At 75.2% G+C, this 19,212-nt stretch carries 15 protein-coding genes; 5 read left to right on the top strand and 10 right to left on the bottom strand.

Translation table 11 applies throughout. The features are described from left to right. Positions 1–139: 139 nt before the first annotated feature. Both HL189_RS13940 and HL189_RS13935 read right to left on the bottom strand, forming a co-directional pair. Positions 140–1,576, bottom strand: a complete 1,437-nt coding sequence (locus HL189_RS13940; protein WP_369134307.1) for an NlpC/P60 family protein — start codon at positions 1,574–1,576, stop codon at positions 140–142. A gap of 238 nt (positions 1,577–1,814) precedes the next feature. After that, the gene (locus HL189_RS13935; protein WP_369134306.1) at positions 1,815–3,347 is read right to left on the bottom strand and encodes an AMP-binding protein; all 1,533 of its coding nucleotides are present in this window, start codon (positions 3,345–3,347) and stop codon (positions 1,815–1,817) included. Between the two features lie 273 nt (positions 3,348–3,620). Here HL189_RS13935 and HL189_RS13930 point away from each other — a divergent pair, with 273 nt between their 5' ends. From HL189_RS13930 to HL189_RS13920, 3 genes are all read left to right on the top strand, one after another. Beyond that, the gene (locus HL189_RS13930; RefSeq protein WP_369134305.1) at positions 3,621–6,473 is read left to right on the top strand and encodes an aconitate hydratase; all 2,853 of its coding nucleotides are present in this window, start codon (positions 3,621–3,623) and stop codon (positions 6,471–6,473) included. Continuing rightward, entirely contained in the window at positions 6,473–7,234 is a 762-nt protein-coding gene (locus HL189_RS13925) for an SDR family oxidoreductase (protein WP_369134304.1), read from the top strand. The genes HL189_RS13930 and HL189_RS13925 overlap by 1 nt, the downstream gene beginning before the upstream one ends. Positions 7,235–7,353: 119 nt before the next feature. After that, complete coding sequence (locus tag HL189_RS13920) at positions 7,354–8,046, top strand: sirohydrochlorin chelatase (RefSeq protein WP_369134303.1); 693 nt, start codon at positions 7,354–7,356, stop codon at positions 8,044–8,046. Position 8,047: 1 nt separating this feature from the next. Here the strand turns inward: HL189_RS13920 and HL189_RS13915 are convergent, their stop codons facing one another. The 8 genes from HL189_RS13915 to HL189_RS13880 all read right to left on the bottom strand — a co-directional run bounded on the left by HL189_RS13915 (position 8,048) and on the right by HL189_RS13880 (position 15,017). Beyond that, a complete protein-coding gene (locus HL189_RS13915) occupies positions 8,048–8,317 on the bottom strand; it encodes a hypothetical protein (RefSeq protein WP_369134302.1) in 270 nt (89 codons plus the stop codon). Further along, positions 8,314–9,147 carry a sulfurtransferase gene (locus tag HL189_RS13910; protein ID WP_369134301.1) on the bottom strand — a complete coding sequence of 278 codons (834 nt, stop codon included), beginning with the start codon at positions 9,145–9,147 and terminating at the stop codon, positions 8,314–8,316. Before HL189_RS13910 ends, HL189_RS13915 begins: the two co-directional genes overlap by 4 nt. Further along, complete coding sequence (locus HL189_RS13905; protein WP_369134300.1) at positions 9,144–9,596, bottom strand: SgcJ/EcaC family oxidoreductase; 453 nt, start codon at positions 9,594–9,596, stop codon at positions 9,144–9,146. Before HL189_RS13905 ends, HL189_RS13910 begins: the two co-directional genes overlap by 4 nt. 109 nt (positions 9,597–9,705) lie before the next feature. After that, positions 9,706–9,984, bottom strand: coding sequence for a hypothetical protein (locus tag HL189_RS13900; RefSeq protein WP_369134299.1), 279 nt, complete (start codon positions 9,982–9,984; stop codon positions 9,706–9,708). 139 nt (positions 9,985–10,123) lie between these two features. Beyond that, positions 10,124–12,022 carry an ABC transporter ATP-binding protein gene (locus HL189_RS13895; RefSeq protein ID WP_369134298.1) on the bottom strand — a complete coding sequence of 633 codons (1,899 nt, stop codon included), beginning with the start codon at positions 12,020–12,022 and terminating at the stop codon, positions 10,124–10,126. An 85-nt stretch (positions 12,023–12,107) separates the two neighbouring features. Next, positions 12,108–12,926: an enoyl-CoA hydratase/isomerase family protein gene (locus HL189_RS13890; RefSeq protein ID WP_369134297.1), complete on the bottom strand. Its 819-nt coding sequence runs from the start codon at positions 12,924–12,926 to the stop codon at positions 12,108–12,110. Then, positions 12,923–13,153 carry a helix-turn-helix domain-containing protein gene (locus tag HL189_RS13885; protein WP_222267087.1) on the bottom strand — a complete coding sequence of 77 codons (231 nt, stop codon included), beginning with the start codon at positions 13,151–13,153 and terminating at the stop codon, positions 12,923–12,925. Before HL189_RS13885 ends, HL189_RS13890 begins: the two co-directional genes overlap by 4 nt. A 262-nt stretch (positions 13,154–13,415) precedes the next feature. Continuing rightward, a complete protein-coding gene (locus HL189_RS13880; protein ID WP_369134296.1) occupies positions 13,416–15,017 on the bottom strand; it encodes an ABC-F family ATP-binding cassette domain-containing protein in 1,602 nt (533 codons plus the stop codon). A 193-nt stretch (positions 15,018–15,210) separates the two neighbouring features. On the opposite strand from HL189_RS13880, the gene HL189_RS13875 reads away from it, so the two are divergent. After that, the gene (locus HL189_RS13875; RefSeq protein ID WP_369134295.1) at positions 15,211–17,292 is read left to right on the top strand and encodes a DUF2157 domain-containing protein; all 2,082 of its coding nucleotides are present in this window, start codon (positions 15,211–15,213) and stop codon (positions 17,290–17,292) included. A gap of 68 nt (positions 17,293–17,360) precedes the next feature. Then, a complete protein-coding gene (locus HL189_RS13870; RefSeq protein WP_369134294.1) occupies positions 17,361–19,187 on the top strand; it encodes an SCO7613 C-terminal domain-containing membrane protein in 1,827 nt (608 codons plus the stop codon). Positions 19,188–19,212: the final 25 nt, after the last annotated feature.

Below are 19,212 nucleotides of genomic sequence, written 5' to 3'. Positions count from 1 at the left end.
GCTGCGACACGCCACGATGGATGCAGGGTGCATCGGGCGCGTCGTGAGCGCACTTTCGTACCGGCTTGACTGCTAGCCTGATCAGCGCGTCGGGCAGCTCCCCCCGTGGCTGCCCGACGCCCTCATGTGTTCGGCCCCCTCAGCCGGTCGGCCGGACGGCCCCGAAGTAGTCGCCGCCGTACCACATGCTGCTGATCCTGACGACGTCGCCGCTCTGCGGGGCCTGGACCACCTGGCCGCCGCCGATGTAGAGCGCCACGTGGTAGATCGAGGTGTACGAGCTCCCGGTGCCCCAGAAGACCAGGTCACCGGCCTGCAGGTCGGACTTCGCGACCGTGTTGCCGCTGAACCGGTTCCACTGCTCCCGGCTGGTGCCACCGATCGCGATGCCGGCCTTGGCGTAGGCGTACTGGGTCAGGCCCGAGCAGTCGAAGCCCCAGATGGCGGTGTCCGGCGCGATGCCGTAGCTGGGGCCGCTGCTGCCACCACCGCCCCACGAGTAGGGCAGGCCCAGCTGGCTCCTGGCGGCGGCGATCGCGGTCTGGACGGCGGACCCGGACGGCGCGCCCGCCGTCGTCCCCCCGCCCGACGGCGCGCTCCCGGACGACGAGCCCCCGGACGACGAGCCCCCCGACGGCGCGCTCCCGGACGACGGCCGGGACGCCGACGACCCGGACGACGACCCACCGGACGGCGGCCGGGACGCGGACGACCCGGACGACGACCCGCCGGGCGGGGGCGCGGCCGCAGTGGCCCGCTGGGCGGCCGCGGCGGCCGCGGCTGCGGCGGCCTGCTGCCGCGCGTGGGCCTCGGCAGCCGCACGGGCACCCTCCAGGCCGTACAGCGTCTGCTGCGCCTGCTCGAGCTCGGCCTGCACCGACACCTGCTGCGCGGCGAGGGCGTCGGCCTGGCCGCGGGAGGCGACCTCCTGGGCCTGCGCCGCGGCGAGCAGCGTCTCGGCCTCGGACTTCAGCGTGTCGGCCTGGGCGACCGCCGCCCTGGCGGCCTCGTCGGCCGCGGTGGCCTGCTCCTCCAGCACGGTCAGCTGGGCGAGCACGTCGGTCCGGTGCGCGCCGGCGGCGTCCAGCAGCGCCGCCCGCTCGATCAGCTGCGCCGGGCCCTCCGCGCTGAGCAGCGCAACGGTGCCCGACGCGGTGCTGCCCTCGATGTAGCTCTCCCGGGCGAAGGTCGCGACGTCGGCGCGCCCCTGGTCCAGGTCGGCGGCGGCCTGCACCGCGGCGGCGGCCGCCGTGTCCGCGGTCGCGCGGGCGGCGTCGTAGGCCTCCTGCTTCTCCTCGTAGTCCTGCAGCGCGATGTGCGAGGCCGCGGAGGCGGCGTCGGCGGCGGTCTGGGCCTCGGCGAGCTGGGCGGTGATCTCACCGATCCGCGTCGCCGCGTCGGCCTTCGCCTGCTCTGCCGCGCTGATCTGGGCGTCACTGGGGTTCACCGGCGCGGCCGTCGCCGTGCCCGGGATCCCGAGGAGGCCGACGGCGGCGACCGCTCCTGCCCCGATCACCCGGCGGGCCCAGCGGCTCCTCGTCCGGTGTCCGATCCGTGTCCCGACCTGCTCGCGCACTGGGTTGCTCCTCCGTTGCCCGGTCCACCGCACGGCGGACCCGGTCTCGACCAGTCCAGGCACACCCGTCGGGGTGTGCTCTCGACCTGGTCATCGACCGGTTCGGGCTACGGACCGAGCGCCACGGGCGCTTCTCCCCCGAAGGGAGGATGCGCAACGGCGCAGCCGGGCTCCTCCTGGCGGAGCCCCGTCGCAGGGGCCCGCGCCGAGGCTGCGAGACGTGGCGGCGGGGGTCCTCCTACTGGTGGTCGGACGCCGTCCAGAAGTCCTGGCGGAGCTTGAACTTCTGGATCTTGCCGGTGGCGGTCCGCGGGATCGCCTCCCGGAACTCCACCCGCTTGGGCGCCTTGTAGTGCGCCAGCCGGGCGCGGCAGTGCGCGATGATCTCCGCGTCGGTGGCCGTCGCGCCCTCGGCGAGCACCACCAGCGCGGTGACCATCTCGCCCCACTTGTCGTCGGGCACCCCGATCACCGCGACCTCGGCCACCGCGGGGTGGCTGAAGACGGCGTCCTCCACCTCGATCGAGGACACGTTCTCCCCGCCGGTGATGATCACGTCCTTCTTCCGGTCGGAGATCGTGAGGTAGCCGCCGTCGTCGAGGGAACCGCCGTCCCCGGTGTGGAACCAGCCGCCCACGAGCGCGTCCGCGGACGCCTCCGGGTTCTCCCAGTAGCCCGCGAGCACCGTGTTGCTCTGGGCCAGCACCTCGCCGGACTTGTCGGTGGAGAGCCGGGTGCCCAGCGCCGGCACCCCGGCCCGGGACAGCGCCTTCGCCCGGTCCTGCGGATCGAGGTCGTCGTACTCGGCCCGCGGTCGGTTGATGGTCAGCAGCGGCGCGGTCTCGGTGAGGCCGTAGATCTGGTTGAACTCCCAGCCCAGCTCCTCCTCGACCCGGGCGATGGTGCGCGACGGCGGTGGGGCCCCGGCGACGATGATCCGGACGCGGTCCCGCCCGGGGACCTCGCCGTCCCACTCCGCGGCGGCGTCGAGGACGGCGTTCCACACCGCCGGCGCCCCGGCCATCAGCGTGACGCCGTGCCGCTCGACGCGGCGCAGGATCTCCGCGCCGTCCACCTTGCGCAGGACCACCTGCGTCGCCCCCACGCCGGCCGCCGTGTACGGCAGCCCCCAGCCGTTGCAGTGGAACATCGGCAGCGTGTGCAGGTAGACGTCGCGGTCGCCCACCTGCATGTGCAGGCCGAAGGTCACCGCGTCCACCCACAGGTTGCGGTGGGTCATCTGCACGCCCTTGGGCCGCGCCGTCGTCCCGCTCGTGTAGTTGACGGCGGCGGTGGCGTCCTCGTCGGGCTGGGCCCACGGCGCCGGCTCGGCGTCGAACCGCAGCAGCCCGGACTCGTACTCCTCCCCCACCACGAAACGGTGCTTCGCGCCGACCCCGCTCAGCAGCGGCTCCAGCTCGGGGTCGACCACCAGCACCTGCGCGCCGCTGTGCTCGACGATGTAGCGCACCTCCTGCTGCTGCAGCCGGAAGTTGATCGGCACGACCACCCGGCCGGACGACGGGACGCCGAACAGCAGCTCCAGCAGCCGGGCCGAGTTGTGGCTGACCACGGCCACCCGCTCGCCCTCCCCCACGCCGAGCGCGTCGAGGCCGGCCTGCACGGCGCGGGCGCGGCGGGCCACCTCCCGGTAGGTCAGCTCGCCGAGGGACGGCGCCGGCTGGGCGGGCTCGTCGACGATGCCGACGCGGTCGCCGTAGACGAGCTCGGCGCGGTCGAGGAAGTCACGGGTGGTGAGGGGCACGCGCATGCCGGCTCCCGGTGCCGAGGCCGGCTGCGCCGCCGGCCGCTTGACGTGGTGGGCGTCACGCTAACCGGCCAAGGGGCCGCCGGACGACCCGCCGTCGCGGGCGAGCAGCCGTCCCGCGGTGGGCGGCGCGCACCCAGCGGTGACCCGTCTCACGCAGGGTGAGGAAAGGGTGGCCTTGGTCCGCGAACCCGGCACGGGGCTGGGAAGATGTCCGGTGGAACATCGAGGCGCAGCAGTAGCGCGCGCGGGACGAGTTGAGGGTGAGGCGCAGCAGTGGCAGCCAGCAAGGACAGCTTCGGAGCCCGGTCGACGCTCGACGTCGACGGCACCGAGTACGACATCTTCCGGCTCGACGCGGTGGAGGGAGCTGAGAAGCTGCCCTTCAGCCTGAAGGTCCTGCTCGAGAACCTCCTCCGCACCGAGGACGGCGCGAACATCACCGCCGACCACATCCGTGCCCTGGCCAACTGGGATCCGTCGGCCGAGCCCGACCAGGAGATCCAGTTCACCCCGGCGCGCGTGGTGATGCAGGACTTCACCGGCGTCCCCTGCATCGTCGACCTGGCCACCATGCGCGAGGCGATGGCCGACCTGGGCGGCGACCCGCAGAAGATCAACCCGCTCGCCCCGGCCGAGCTGGTCATCGACCACTCGGTCATCGCCGACGTCTTCGGCACGCCGGAGTCCTTCGAGCGCAACGTCGAGATCGAGTACCAGCGCAACGGCGAGCGCTACCAGTTCCTCCGCTGGGGCCAGGGCGCGTTCGACGACTTCAAGGTCGTCCCCCCGGGCACCGGCATCGTCCACCAGGTCAACATCGAGCACCTGGCCCGCGTGGTCTTCCCGCGTGCGGAGGGCGACCGCACGCTGGCCTACCCCGACACCTGCGTGGGCACCGACTCCCACACCACGATGGTCAACGGCCTGGGCGTGCTGGGCTGGGGCGTCGGCGGCATCGAGGCCGAGGCCGCGATGCTCGGCCAGCCGGTCTCGATGCTCATCCCCCGGGTGGTCGGCTTCAAGCTCACCGGCGAGCTGCCCGACGGTGCCACCGCCACCGACCTGGTGCTCACCATCACCGAGATGCTGCGCCAGCACGGCGTGGTCGGGAAGTTCGTGGAGTTCTACGGCGCCGGTGTCTCCGCCGTCCCGCTGGCCAACCGGGCCACGATCGGCAACATGAGCCCGGAGTTCGGCTCCACCGCGGCGATGTTCCCCATCGACGGGGAGACGATCACCTACCTGCAGCTCACCGGCCGCAGCGAGGAGCAGGTCCGGCTGGTGGAGGTCTACGCCAAGGAGCAGGGCCTCTGGCACGACGCGTCCCGCGAGCCGGCGTTCTCCGAGTACCTGGAGCTGGACCTCGCCACGGTCGTCCCGTCGATCGCCGGCCCGAAGCGCCCGCAGGACCGGGTCGCGATCACCGAGGCCAAGGAGGCGTTCCGCGAGGCGCTGCCCACCTACGCCCAGGTCGACCAGGTCTCGCACGACCCCGACGTCGCGCCGGAGGCCGAGTCGACGGTCGACGAGGCGTCCGAGGAGTCGTTCCCCGCCTCCGACCCGGCCAGCCCGTTCGCCTCCGGCAACGGCGCGGCCGGCAAGCCGCACACCGCCGTCCACGGCAGCCCGAACACCGAGCGGGCCTCCCGCCCGACCCGGGTGGTCATGGAGGACGGCACCGAGACGTTCGTCGACCACGGCCACGTCGTGATCGCCGCGATCACCTCCTGCACGAACACCTCCAACCCGCAGGTGATGATCGGCGCCGCACTGCTGGCCAAGAAGGCCGTCGAGCGGGGCCTGACCACCAAGCCGTGGGTGAAGACGACGCTGGCGCCGGGGTCCAAGGTCGTCATGGACTACTACGAGAAGGCGGAGCTGACCCCCTACCTGGAGAAGCTGGGCTTCTTCCTGGTCGGCTACGGCTGCACCACCTGCATCGGCAACTCCGGCCCGCTGCCGGAGCCGGTCAGCAAGGCGGTCAACGACGCCGACCTCGCCGTCGTCTCGGTGCTCTCGGGCAACCGGAACTTCGAGGGCCGGATCAACCCCGACGTCAAGATGAACTACCTGGCGTCCCCGCCGCTGGTCATCGCCTACGCGCTGGCCGGCTCCATGGACGTCGACCTGAACAACGACCCGCTGGGCCAGGACGCCGACGGCAACGACGTCTTCCTGCACGACATCTGGCCGTCGCCGCAGGAGGTCCAGCGGACCATCGACCAGGCGGTCTCGGCGGAGCAGTTCGGCCGCAGCTACGAGGACGTCTTCGCCGGCACCGAGCAGTGGCAGAACCTGCCCACGCCGTCCGGGGACACCTTCGACTGGGACCCCGAGAGCACCTACGTGCGGAAGCCCCCGTACTTCGAGGGCATGCCGGCCGAGCCGACCCCGGTCCAGGACATCACCGGCGCCCGCGCGCTGGCCGTCCTGGGCGACTCGGTGACGACCGACCACATCTCCCCGGCCGGCTCGATCAAGGCCGACTCCCCCGCCGGGAAGTACCTGCAGGAGCACGGCATCGAGCGCCGCGACTTCAACTCCTACGGGTCCCGCCGCGGCAACCACGAGGTCATGATCCGCGGCACGTTCGCCAACATCCGGCTGCGGAACCTGCTCGCGCCCGGCACCGAGGGTGGCGTCACCAAGAACCACCTCACCGGCGAGACGACGTCGATCTACGACGCCTCACGCGCCTACATCGACGCCGGCATCCCGCTGGTCGTGCTCGCGGGCAAGGAGTACGGCTCCGGCTCCTCCCGCGACTGGGCGGCCAAGGGGACGGCGCTGCTCGGGGTCAAGGCGGTCATCGCCGAGAGCTACGAGCGGATCCACCGGTCGAACCTGATCGGCATGGGCGTGCTCCCGTTGCAGTTCCCGGAGGGCCAGGACCGGGAGTCCCTCGGCCTGACCGGGGACGAGACGTTCGAGATCACCGGGGTGACCGCGCTGAACGACGGCAGCATCCCGCGCACGGTGAAGGTCAAGGCCCAGCCGTCCGATGGCCCTGCCGTCGAGTTCGACGCCCGGGTCCGGATCGACACCCCCGGTGAGGCGAGCTACTACCGCAACGGCGGGATCATGCAGTTCGTGCTGCGCTCGCTGCGCGGGACCGTCGCCGCCTGATGGACCTGGGACTGGGCGGTCGCGGCTACCTGCTCACCGGCGCGAGCCGGGGGCTGGGGCTGGCGACCGCCCGGGCCCTGGTCGACGACGGCGCCCGGGTGCTGATCAGCTCCCGCGGCGCCGACTCCGTGGACGCCGCCGTCGCCTCCCTCGGTGGGGCGCCGGCGGCGTCCGGGCTGACGGCCGACCTGGCCGATCCCGCGGCGGCTCCGGCACTGGTGGAGGCGGCCACCGCGCGCCTGGACCGGGTCGACGGGGCCCTGGTCTCCGTCGGCGGGCCGACGCCGGGCAGCGTGCTCGACGTGGCCGAGGACGACTGGCGGGCCGCCTTCGACGCGGTGCTGCTGGGCACCGTGCGGCTGGTCAAGGCGCTGGTGCCGGTGCTGGGCCGGGGTGCCGCGATCGGCCTGGTGCTCTCCTCGTCGGTGCGCGAGCCGATCGGCCACCTGGCCATCTCCAACGGGCTGCGGCCCGGGCTGGCGATGACCGCGAAGGCCTTGGCCGACGAGCTCGGCCCGCGCGGCATCCGGGTGTTCGGCCTGCTGCCCGGCCGGATCGCCACCGACCGCGTGGTCGAGATCGACGGCCGGCAGCGCGATCCCGCGGCGGCCCGGCGGGCCGCCGAGTCGACCATCCCGCTGCGCCGCTACGGGGAGCCCGCCGAGTTCGGCCGGGTGGCCGCCTTCGCCCTGTCCCCCGCCGCCTCCTACCTGACCGGCATCATGCTGCCGGTCGACGGCGGGCTGATCCGGTCGCTGTGACGAAGGACCCCCTCGCCCCCGGGGAAGGACCCCGTCCTCCCATCCCTTCGCAGGCTCAGGGCGGTGCCCTGGACGGGGCCATCCGAGCTCGCGGCGGGCCCCTGGGAGGGGGCCGACCGGTGCTGGTGGCGTGCGCGCACGGTACGCGCAACCCGACGGGACGCCGGCTGATCGCCGAGCTGGCGCTGGCGGCCCGTGACCTCCGCCCCGGGCTGCGGACGACCGCCGCGTTCGTCGACGTCCAGCCGCCCACCGTGGTGGACGTGGTGCGGGGTCTGGCCGACGCAGCCACCCCGGCGGTCGTCGTCCCGCTGCTGCTGTCCGGCGGCTACCACGTGCACGTCGACATCGCGGGTGCGGTCGCCGCCCACCCGCGAGCGGTGGCCGCGCGGCCGCTGGGCCCGGACCCCCGGCTGGTCGCGGTGCTCACCGACCGGCTGGCCGGGGCCGGTGCCGACCCCCGCGACCCGCGCACCGCGATCGTGCTCGCCGCCGCCGGGTCCAGCGACCCCCGGTCGGTCCGGGACGTCGAGGACACCGCCGGCCTGCTGCAGCGGAGCTGGGCGGGGCCGGTGACGACCGGGTACGGCTCCGCCGCGCAGCCGCCCGTCGCCGATGCGGTGACCGCGGCGCGGCGGGCGGGCGCCGAGCGGGTGGTGGTCGCGGCCTACCTGCTCGCGCCGGGGCACTTCCACGACAAGCTGCGGGGAGCGGGCGCGGATTCCGTCACAGCGCCTCTGCTCCCCGACGAGCGGATCGCCGCGGTGCTGCTCGACCGCTTCGACGCCGCGCTGACGACCGTCCCGGCCTGACTCAGGCCGTCCAGCCGAGCAGCCGCTCCCCCGCGGTGATGGCCAGCCACCACGTGCCGTACGCGAGGACGGGGACGGCGGGCGTCCACCACGACCCGCGCCGGGCCAGCACGATGAGCGCCGCCCCCAGCACCAGCCACCAGACGCCGAGCAGGACGATCGCCCACAGCGGCGCGAGCAGCCCCGAGGCGGCGTAGAGGACCCCGACGGCGGCGTGACCGATCGCGGCCAGCCCGGCCAGCAGCCAGGTCGCCGTGTTCGGGCGGCTCACCGTGGGTCCGGGCCGGTCGCGGCCGGCCGTCCCGGATCGGCCGACCACTGGGACCAGGAGCCCGGCCACAGCGCCGCGTCGATGCCCACCTCGGCGAGGGCGGCCACCTCGTGGGCCGCGGTGACGCCTGAGCCGCAGTACACGCCGACCGTCGTGCCCGGCCGGACCCCGAGCTGGGCGAACCGCTCGGCGAGTACAGCGACGGGAAGGAGACGGCCGTCCGGACCCACGTTGCCGGTCGTCGGTGCGCTCACCGCACCGGGCACGTGCCCGGCCCGCGGGTCGACCGGCTCGACCTGACCGCTGTACCGCTCGGCGGCCCGGGCATCGAGCAGCACGCCACCGCCGCCGGTCAGCGCGGCCGCGTCCTCGATCGACAGGACCGGCAGGCACCCGCCGGTCAGCGTGACGTCCCCCGGCGCGGGGACGACCTCGCCGGCCTCGACCGGCCCGCCGGCCGCCGTCCACGCCGCGAGCCCGCCGTCCAGGATCGTCACGTCGGCCAGCCCGCCCCAGCGCAGCAGCCACCAGGCGCGGGCGGCGGCCAGCCCCGGCCCCGCGTCGTGGACCACGACCCGGGAGCCGTTCGAGACGCCCCACCGCCGCGCAGCTGCCTGCAGCGACTGCACCGAGGGAAGGGGGTGCCGCCCCTCGGCCACCGACCCGGGTGCGGCGAGTTCGGTCTCCAGGTCGACGTACACCGCGCCGGGCAGGTGCCCCTCGAGGTGCTGCTGCCGGCCGTGCGGGTCGCCGAGCGCCCAGCGGACGTCCAGCAGCACGGCCGCCGCCGGGTCGGCGAGCAGGTCGGCGACCGGCGTCAGCACGGTCACCGGGCGGCCTCGAGCTCCGCGGTCAGTGCGGCCAGGACGTCCGCCCGGCCCCCGTAGCGGGCCGGCGTGCTCTGCAGGACGGCGATCTTCCAGCGGCTGTCGTCCTCCACCGCGACCAGCGAGTGCACCGTGTGCAGCGAGGGCTCGAGCGCGTTGCTGCCCGGCGGGACCATGCCGGCGACCGCGTGCAGCACGGCGACCCCCTCGGTGAGGCGGCGGACCGAGCGGACGATCCCGACGAACGTGGGGGTGGCGTGCTCGGTGAACAGCCGCCGCATGTCGGCGGCGATGGTCAGCCGGCCGCTGCGCAGGGTGCCGTCGAGGTCGATCATCTCGCCGTCATCGGCGAACACCGAGGACACGGTGACCCCGCTGCGCTGGTTCCACCCGGCGAGGAAGCGGGCGTACAACGCCCGGATCTGGGTGTCCTGCGGATGGCCTGCGCTCAACGACTGCTCCTGCCGGTGGTGCGGGTGGGACAGGAGTCCACGCTAGTGGCCTCCCGGCGCGCACCGCCCACCCCGCGCCGCGGCCGGCCGAGGACGGCCCTTCCGACGATCAGAAGGCGGCGACGGTCTCCGCCACGAAGCCGTCGCGCTGCTGGGACACGTGCCAGACCCGGACGTCCTTGCCGCCCATGCTGTCCTTCTCGTGGAAGCGGACCAGGTCGCCCAGGGGAACCCCGTGACCGCGGATCAGCAGCTGGCCGTCGGTGCCGTCGATGGTGAACTCCGCGTCACCCAGGAAGAGGTCCAGCGACACGGGGTCGCCGGCCGGCGGCACCACGACCGGGTAGGGCTTGCCGGACGCGACGGACAGCGGGGTGCGAGCAGTCATTAGAACCCTGTTCTCGGGACGATGTGCCGACGGTCGCCGACACCTGTCCACGGTGCCACGCCGGCGGCCGCGGGGTCGAACCGCCGGTGCCGCCGCGCCCACGACGGCGACGGAATGTATCCGGAACGTCATCCTCCCGTCACACAGCGGCGGATGAGCTGTGCGCGGTTTCAGCGGGCGCGAACTGCGTGCGGTACAGGTCCGCGTAGTGCCCGCCCGCCGCGAGGAGCTCGTCGTGGGTGCCGCGCTCGACGATCCGACCCTCGTCGACGACCAGGATCTGGTCGGCACCGCGGATGGTCGACAGCCGGTGGGCGATCACCAGCGAGGTGCGGCCGGCCAGCGCGGCGTCCAGCGCGTGCTGCACCGCCACCTCCGACTCGCTGTCCAGGTGCGCGGTCGCCTCGTCGAGGATGACGATGCCCGGCGCCTTGAGCAGCACCCGGGCGATCGCCAGCCGCTGCTTCTCCCCACCGGACATCCGGTACCCGCGGTCGCCGACGACGGTGTCCAGCCCGTCGGGCAGCGCCGCGACCAGCGCGGCGATCCGGGCTCCGGTCAGCGCCGCCCACAGCTCGTCGTCCGTGGCCTCGGGCCGGGCGTAGCGCAGGTTCGCGCGGATGGTGTCGTGGAAGAGGTGCGCGTCCTGGGTCACGACGCCGATGGCCTCGCGCAGCGAGGCGCTGGTGACCTGCCGGACGTCGACCCCGCCGACCCGCACCGCCCCACCGGTGACGTCGTAGAGACGGGACACCAGGGCGGCCATCGTCGACTTGCCCGCCCCCGACGTGCCCACCAGGGCGACCAGCTCGCCCGGCTCGGCCCGGAACGACACGTCGTGCAGCACGTCCGTGCCGCTGTGCTGCTCGGGCACGGCGACGTCCTCGAGCGAGGCCAGCGACACGTCCGCGGGTGCCGGGTAGCGGAAGGACACGTGGTCGAACTCGATCGACCGCTCGCCGGCCGGCACCGGGACGGCGTCGGGTGCCTCCGCGATCATCGGTGCCAGGTCGAGCACCTCGAACACCCGGTCGAAGCTGACCAGCGCGCTCATCACGTCGACCCGCACGTTGGCCAGCGCGGTCAGCGGGCCGTACAGCCGGGACAGCAGCAGGGCCAGCGCCACGACGTCGCCGGCCGACAGCGACCCGGTGAACGCCAGCGCCCCGCCCAGGCCGTAGACCAGCGCGGTGGCCAGCGCCGCGACCAGCGTGAGCGAGGTGAAGAAGACCCGCCCGTACATCGCCGACAGCACGCCGATGTCGCGGACCCGGGCAGCCCGGCCACGGAAGGACTCCGCCTCGGCCTCCGGGCGCCCGAACAGCTTCACCAGCAGCGCCCCGGCCACGTTGAACCGCTCGGTCATCGTCGCGTTCATCGACGCGTTGAGGCCGTAGGACTCCCGGGTGATCTCCTGCAGCCGCTTGCCGATCCGCTGCGCCGGCAGCACGAACAGCGGCACCATCACGATCGACAGCAGGGTGATCTGCCAGGACAGGCTGAACATGACCCCGGCGGTGAGCACCAGCGCGATCACGTTGGAGACGACGCCGGACAGCGTCGAGGTGAAGGCCCGCTGCGCGCCGATGACGTCGTTGTTGAGCCGGCTGACCAGGGCGCCGGTCTGGGTCCGGGTGAAGAAGGCGACCGGCATGCGCTGCACGTGCTCGAACACCCGGCTGCGCAGGTCGTAGATGACTCCCTCGCCGATCCGGGCGGAGTACCAGCGCTGGGCGAGCGAGCCGACCGCGTCGAGCAGGGCCAGCCCGGCGATGAACAGCGCGATCCGGACGACGTCACCTGCCGACCCGGTGAGCCCGGCGATGCGGTTGACGATGTCCCCGGCCAGCAGCGGCGTGACCACGCCGATCACCGAGGAGAACACCACCAGCGCGAGGAAGGCGACCAGCTCGCGGCGGTAGGGCCCGGCGATGCCGAGGATGCGCCGGACCGTCCCTTCGGGGATCTGCCGCGCGGTCACGGACGCGTCCTGACGGAACGACCGCATCGCCGCCATGGAGGTCATCGGGGAGTCCACCGCGGCCTCCTTCTCCCTCCGCGCCGGCCGGGTGCCGGCACGGTCCGAGTGTCGCGGTCAACACCGACGGAACGGGGGCTGTTCCTCAGCGGCCGGCCGCCAGCGCCCCCAGTCGGCGGACCTGGGCGGCGCGCTCGGCGACGTCCTGTGCCGCCGGCTCGTTGCGCACCGCGGACCGCAGCAGCGCGAGGGTCTCCCGGGCGGCGCCGGCGTCGGGCGCCAGCAGCGCCGCGACCAGGTCGGCGACGGCGCCGTCCAGCTGCTCCATCGGGACGGCGACGTTCGCCAGCCCGGTGCCGACCGCCTCCGCGGCCCCGACGGCCCGGCCGGTCAGGCAGATCTCCACGGCGCGGCTGTACCCGACCAGCTCCACCAGGGTGCTCGTGCCGGTGAGGTCGGGGACGAGGCCCAACGTGGTCTCCGGCAGCCGGAGCTGCAGGTCCTCGGCGACCACCCGGAGGTCGCAGGCGAGGGCGAGCTGCGCGCCGGCGCCGATGGCATGGCCCTGGACGGCGGCCACCGACACGATCCCCGGCGACCGCAGCCAGCGGAACGCCGCCTGGTAGCCGCGGATGCGTTCCTGGGCGTCCTCGGCCGGCAGCGCCGCGAGCTCACCCAGCCCGCCGCCGCCCAGCCCACCGCCGCCCAGCCCACCGCCGCCCAGCCCACCGTCGGCCTGCCCGGCGAGGTCGAACATGCGGCGGTCCAGGCCGGCGGAGAAGGCCCGCCCCGCGCCGCGCACGACGACCACCCGCACGTCGTCGTCGAGACCCTCACCGGCGGACCGCAGCGCGGCCCAGGTCGCGGGGGTCTGCGCGTTGAGCTGGTCCGGCCGATCGAGGGTGACGGTGAGGACGGCGCCGTTCCGCGCCGTCCTCACCCACCCGGGGTCGGCCTCCGTCACGCAGTCTTCTTCGCGTTCCTGTTCGCACCGCCCCGGCCACGCAACGTCGCCCCCGACTCGGACAGGAGGCGGTGCACGAATCCGTAGGAGCGGTTGGTCGAGGTGGCGAGCGAGCGGATGCTCTCACCGCCGTCGTACCGGTTGCGCAGCTCGTCAGCCAGCGACGACCGGTCGTCCCCGGTGATCCGCTTGCCCTTGCTCAGGTCCGTGGTGCTCGAGTCGGCCATGACTCTCCTCCGTGTCAGGGGTGCCGTCGGCTCTGCACCGACGGTGCCCGCTGTTCCCCCGGCGCCGCGGTCCCAGTGACCTCGGCGTCCCACGACTGATGATCACCCAGGCGCACAGGGTCGGCCACTGCAAGCGGCCGATCACGGAACGGAGACGTCGGGCCAGTGACCCGACCTCCCGTTCAGGCGAGCCCGTGGGCCTGACTCCGCGCCCCGGTCCGCTCCTCGCTCGTTCCTCGCTGCGAGGCTCCCGGGGCTGCCGTCAGGCGAGCGACACGAGGTCGGCGAAGTCCTCGCTCCAGGTGTCCTCGGTGCCGTCAGGGAGCAGGATCACCTTGTCCGGGCTCAGCGCGCGGACGGCGCCCTCGTCGTGGGTGACCAGCACGATCGCCCCGGCGTAGGTGCGCAGCGCCTGCAGGACCTGCTCCCGGCTGGCCGGGTCGAGGTTGTTGGTCGGCTCGTCCAGCAGCAGCACGTTCGCGCCGGAGACGACCAGCGTGGCCATCGCCAGCCGGGTGCGCTCACCGCCGGAGAGGGTGCCCGCCCGCTGGTCGACCGCGTCCCCGGAGAAGAGGAACGCGCCGAGGATGCGCCGCAGCTCGGTGTCGGTGGACTCCGGCGCCGCGGACCGCATGACCTCGAGCAGCGTGCGGTCCATGTCGATCGTCTCGTGCTCCTGGGCGTAGTAGCCGACCCGCAGCCCGTGCCCGGCGACGACCGCGCCGGTGTCCGGGGTCTCGGTGCCGGCCAGCATCCGCAGCAGGGTCGTCTTGCCGGCACCGTTGAGACCGAGGACGACAACCCGGGTGCCCTTGTCGATCGCCAGGTCGACGTCGGTGAAGATCTCCAGCGAGCCGTAGCTCTTGCTCAGCCCCTCGGCGGTGAGCGGCGTCCGGCCGCAGGGCGCCGGGGTCGGGAAGCGCAGCCTGGCGACCTTGTCCTGCACCCGGACCTCGGCCAGCCCGGCGGCCAGGCGGGCGGCCCGCTTGTCCATGCTCTGCGCGGCCCGGGCCTTCGTCGCCTTCGCGCGCATCTTGTCCGCCTGGGCGGTCAGCGCGTCGATCTTCTTCTCCGCGTTGGCCCGCTCGGCCTTGCGGCGGCGCTCGTCGGTCTCCCGGGCCTGCAGGTAGCGCTTCCAGCCCAGGTTGTAGACGTCGACGGTGGCGCGGTTGGCGTCCAGGTGCCACACCTTGTTGACCACCGCGTCCAGCAGCTCGACGTCGTGGCTGATCACGATCAACCCGGCGCGGTGGCTCGCCAGGAAGCCCTTGAGCCAGGTGATCGAGTCGGCGTCCAGGTGGTTGGTCGGCTCGTCGAGCAGCAGCGTGTCGGCGTCGGAGAACAGGATCCGGGCCAGCTCCACGCGGCGGCGCTGACCGCCGGACAGGGTGCGCAGCGGCTGCTCCAGGATCCGGTCCGGCAGACCCAGGTTCGTGCAGATGCGGGCGGCGTCGCTCTCCGCGGCGTACCCGCCGAGCGCGGCGAACTGGTCCTCGAGCCGGCCGTACCGGCGCACCGCGCGGTCGCGCTCGGCGTCGTCCGCCGGCTCGGCCATGGCGATCTGGGCCTTGGTCAGCTGGGCCTTGAGGACGTCGAGGCCCCGGCCGGACAGCACCCGGTCGCTGGCGGTGATGTCCAGGTCGCCGCTGCGCGGGTCCTGCGGCAGGTAGCCGAGCTCGCCGGTCACCTCGACCTTGCCCGCGTGCGGCACACGCTCGCCGGCGAGGGTGGTGAGGGTGGTGGTCTTGCCGGCACCGTTGCGCCCGACCAGCCCGATCCGGTCGCCGGGTTGCACGCGCAGGTCGGCGTCGCTGATGAGGATGCGGGCGCCGGCGCGCAGCTCCAGGCCGGTCGTCGTTATCACTGATCCCACGGTAGGCGCTCCGGGCCCAGGTTCCGACCGGGTTTCCGGTGATGTGGACGGCATTGCCCGTCCGGGGCACGTCCTGGGGACAACCGGCCTCGACCGGCGGCGCGCCCGCCAGGATGCGTCCATGCTCCCGCGCCCGAGGCCGTCCGGTCCTCCCGGTCCGCCCTGCCCGGTCTGCCTCACGCCGGTGACCAGCGCACCCGGGGCGGCCTGCCCCGTGTGCGGGCTCCCGGCGGCCGGCCAGGCCGCGACGGTGGTCGCCCGGATCGGCGCCACCCTGCACGAACTGGCCCGCGACCGGGACGCCCTGCTCGTCACGCTCCGGGCGGCCGCGCCCGGCCCCGCCGCCGCGCTTCCTCCGGCTGTCCCGACCGACTGGGCCCCGCCGCATCCGCCACCGGCCCGGACGCCACCGCCGACACCACCGCCGCCCCCGTGGACGCCGCCCGCCGCCGCACCACCTCCCCGGCCGCACCGCCCGCGGCTGAGCCCGCAGCAGGTGCTCCTGGGCCTGGGTGCCCTGCTGGTCGTGGCCGGCGCGCTGGCGTTCGTGGCGGTCGCCTGGACCCGGTTGGGCATGACCTTCCAGGCGCTCGTGATGCTGGCGGTCACCGCCGCCGCCTGTGCTGCGTCGGCCTGGGCCGCGCGCCGCGGCCTGCGTGCCACCGAGGAGGCGCTGGCCGCCGCGGGCGCCGCCCTGCTGGCGGTCGACCTGGGCGCGGCCCACGCCCTGGGGCTGCTCGGCGCGGACGCCGTACCGCTGCGGCTGTGGACCGCGCTGTCCTGCGCCGTCGTCGCCGCGGCCGCCGGCGGGCTGCACCGGGTCACCCGCTCCACCACCACCTGGCCGCTGGTGTGCCTGCTGGCAGCCCAGCCGGTGGCGGCGCTGCTCCTCCCGCCGGACCTGCTCGGGAGCCCGGATGGAGTCGCCGTCGTGCTCGGGGTCGCGGCGGCCGACCTGGCCGCCACCGCGGTGCTGCGCCCCGGTGTGGACCGGGTCGCGCAGGTGCTGGCCGGCGTCTGGGTCACCGTCGGGGTGCTCGGCGGGCTCGTCCTCGCCGCCGGCGACGACGCGGCCGAGTCGTGGGGGGCGACCGCCGCCCTGGTCGCCGCGGGGATCGCCGCGACCGTCCTCGGCCGGCAGCCGCGCCTCGCCTCCCGGCTGCCCTCGACGGTGGTCGTCGTCGCGACCGCGTCCGGCGTCGCCGGGCTCGCTCTCGCCGGGTCGCTGCGCACGCTGGGCGCCCCGGGTCCGGTGGTCGCCGGCGCGCTCGGCCTGGCCGCGCTGACCGGCGCCGGCGCCGTGCTGACGCGCACGGGGACCACCGGGGCCGCGCTGCTGGCGGCCGGGACGGCGCTCACCGCGACCGGCTGCCTCCTGCTGGACGACGCGGGGCGGTTGCGGCCGCTGGCCCTGCTCGCCCTGGCCGCGGCGGTGCCGGCCGCGACGGCCGCGGTCCGGCTGCCCGGCGTGCGGGCCTGGGCCACCGTCGCCGCCCTGCTCGCGCCGGCGGTCGCCGTCGAGCTGGCTCTGGAGGACGGCTGGCTGGCGGCCGTGCCCGCCGGCCTGCTGCTGGCCCTGCTCGGCGCGGTCGGCTTCGCGGTCGGCGCGCTGCGGTCCGGACTCCCGGACGAGTGGGCCGGGCCGGCCGCCGGCTCGCTCGCCGGGGTCGCCGCGGCGGCGATCAGCAGCGACGTCGGCGCCTGGGGCCAGGTCGGCCTGCAGCTCGCCGTCGTGGGGGCCGCCGCGGGCTGCTATGCCCTCGTCGGCGGCCGCCGGTGGGTCGGCGCGGTGGCGGTGGCGGACCTCGTCGCCGCGAGCTGGGTGGCGATCGCCGGAGCCGGCGTGCAGACCCCGGAGGCCTACACGCTGCCCGCAGCGGCGGGACTCCTGCTCGTCGCCGTCCCCCGGCTGCGGGACGGTGCCCCGTCCTGGTCGGCGGAGGGGGCGGCGGTGGCCGTCGGGCTGCTGCCCTCGGCGTTCGTCGTGGTCGCCGAACCCACCGCGCTGCGCCTGGTGCTGGTCGTCGCCACGGCGGCCGTCCTCACCGCCGGTGGCGCGCTGCACCACCGGCAGGCGCCCTTCGTCCTCGGCGCCGCGACGCTGGCGTTCGTCGTCCTGGGGCGGCTGGGCCCGTACGCGCCGCTGCTCCCCCGCTGGGTGGTGCTCGCCACGGCCGGGCTCCTGCTGCTCGTCGTGGGCGCGACCTACGAGCGCCGCCGGCAGCAGGCCCGCGAGGCGGTCGCCTGGGTGGCCCAGATGAGCTGAGCCCGGCCGCCGCGCCGGCCCCGCGGGCCGTAGCGTGAGCCGCAGCCGGCCGGACGAGGAGGTGCAGCGTGCCGCGGACCCCGGAGGTCGTCTACCCACCGCCGGTCGGCTCGCTGCCCACCCCGCCGCCCGCGCCCGACGACGAGGACGGGCTCGGCCAGCTCACCCTCCAGCAGGTCCTGCTCGGCGCGGGCGCCGTCGCCCTGGTCGCCGCCGGATCCGCCTCGCTGGGCCCCCGGGGCTGGCTGCTGCAGGCCACGCTGGCGCTCGCCACCGCCGCCGCGTCGCTGCTGTGCGGCCGCCGCGGCCTGCGGGCGTCGGAGGAGACGCTCGCCGCGTCGGCCGTCGTGCTGGTCCTGATCAGCAGCCGGGCCGCGGACGGCACGTCGGCGGCGGTCACCGTGCTCGGGGGCCTCGCGGTCGCGTGCCTCGTCCTGGGCCTGGTCCGGCGGACCTCCGTCGCGTGGCCGCTGTCGGCCTGGGTCGCCGGGCAGGCCGCCGTCCTCACCGCGCTGGACGGCTGGTACCAGACCCGGGCGATGCTGGTGGGGACCGTGCTGGGAACGGCGCTCGTGGGCCTGCTGGTCACCCGCTGCGCCCGGCAGCCGCTGGCCGTCCTGACCCTCGCCACGACCGTCCCGTGGTGGCTCACGGGGGTGGCCTGGGGCCTCCTGCTGATCTGGCGGACGCCGGAGCTCGGCGTGGCCGCCGGGATCGCCGCGCTCGTCGTCGCCGCCGCGGCCGGGCTGGCCTGGCTGCGCGCCCGCCAGTCGCTGCGCCCGCTCCTGGGCCCGCGGGCGGCCGTCCCCGTGGTCGCCGGCGTGGTCGCCGCGGCCGCCGTCTCGGGGGCGCTGGACGCGGCCGGCCGCGCGGGCACCTCGACCAGCGGCTACCTCGGGCTGGCGGTCGCGACGGTGGTGGCCCTGACGGCCTCGCCCCAGCCGAACGCGGTGGCCCGGCCGACGGGGCTGGCGTCCGCGACGGCGCTGACCGGCCTGGCCGGCGCCCGGCTGCTGGCCACCGGCCACTGGTCGCAGCTGGCCGGCCTGCTGCTGGCCGCGGCGCTGCCGGCCCTCCTGGTGGCCGCCCGGCAGCCCGAGGACCGGCCCGGCGCCCTGCCGGTCGCCGTCGGCTGCCTGACGGGCGCCGTCCTGCTCACCGAGGCCGACGGGGCGCTGCCGGTCGCCCTCGCCGGGCCGCTGCTCGTGGTGCTCGCCCTGGTCGCGCTGACCGGCGCAGCGCTCCTCCGCGGGCACCGGTCGGAGGTGCCCCTGGCCGGGAGCGCCGCCGCCGTCGCGGTGGTCGCCGTGATCGACGTGGCCCGGCACGGCGACCTGTCCCCGGTGGCCGTGAGCCTGGCGGTCCTGGGCGCCGCGGGGTTCGGTTACGCCGTGCTGGCGGGCCGGCAACCGGCCCGGGTCGCCGGGTGCCTCGCGCTGGTGGCCGCGGCGTGGCTGGCAGCCGCGGACGTCGGTACGACCGTGCCCGAGGCCTACACCCTCCCGGCCGCGGTGGTGCTGTCGCTGTACGCCGGGCACGGGCTGGTCGACGACCCCTCGTGGTCGACCCTGGGGCCGGCGCTCCTGACCGCCTTCGCCCCCTCCACCCTGCTCACGCTCGTGGACCCGGACACCCCGCGGGTCGTGCTGGTCGTCGCCGGGGCGACCGTCGCGGTGCTCGTTGGCCACCGCTGGCGGCTCCGCGCGCCGTTCGTGGTGGGCGCCGTCTCGCTGGTCGTGGTCGCGGTGGGCCGGGCGGTGGCGTGGCTGCCGGTGCCCGGACTGGTCGCCCTGGCCGCGGCCGGCAGCGCGCTCCTCGCCGCGGGGATCAGGTACGAGGCCGGCCGCCGGCGGCGCGCCACCCAGCTCCCGGACCACGTCGCCGACCTGCGCTGACCGCCGTTGCTACAGCCGCTGTAGC

The sequence above is a fragment of the Modestobacter sp. I12A-02662 genome (assembly GCF_041028325.1).
In the GTDB taxonomy this organism is placed as follows: domain Bacteria; phylum Actinomycetota; class Actinomycetes; order Mycobacteriales; family Geodermatophilaceae; genus Modestobacter.
This window is presented reverse-complemented; position numbering and strand designations above follow the sequence as displayed.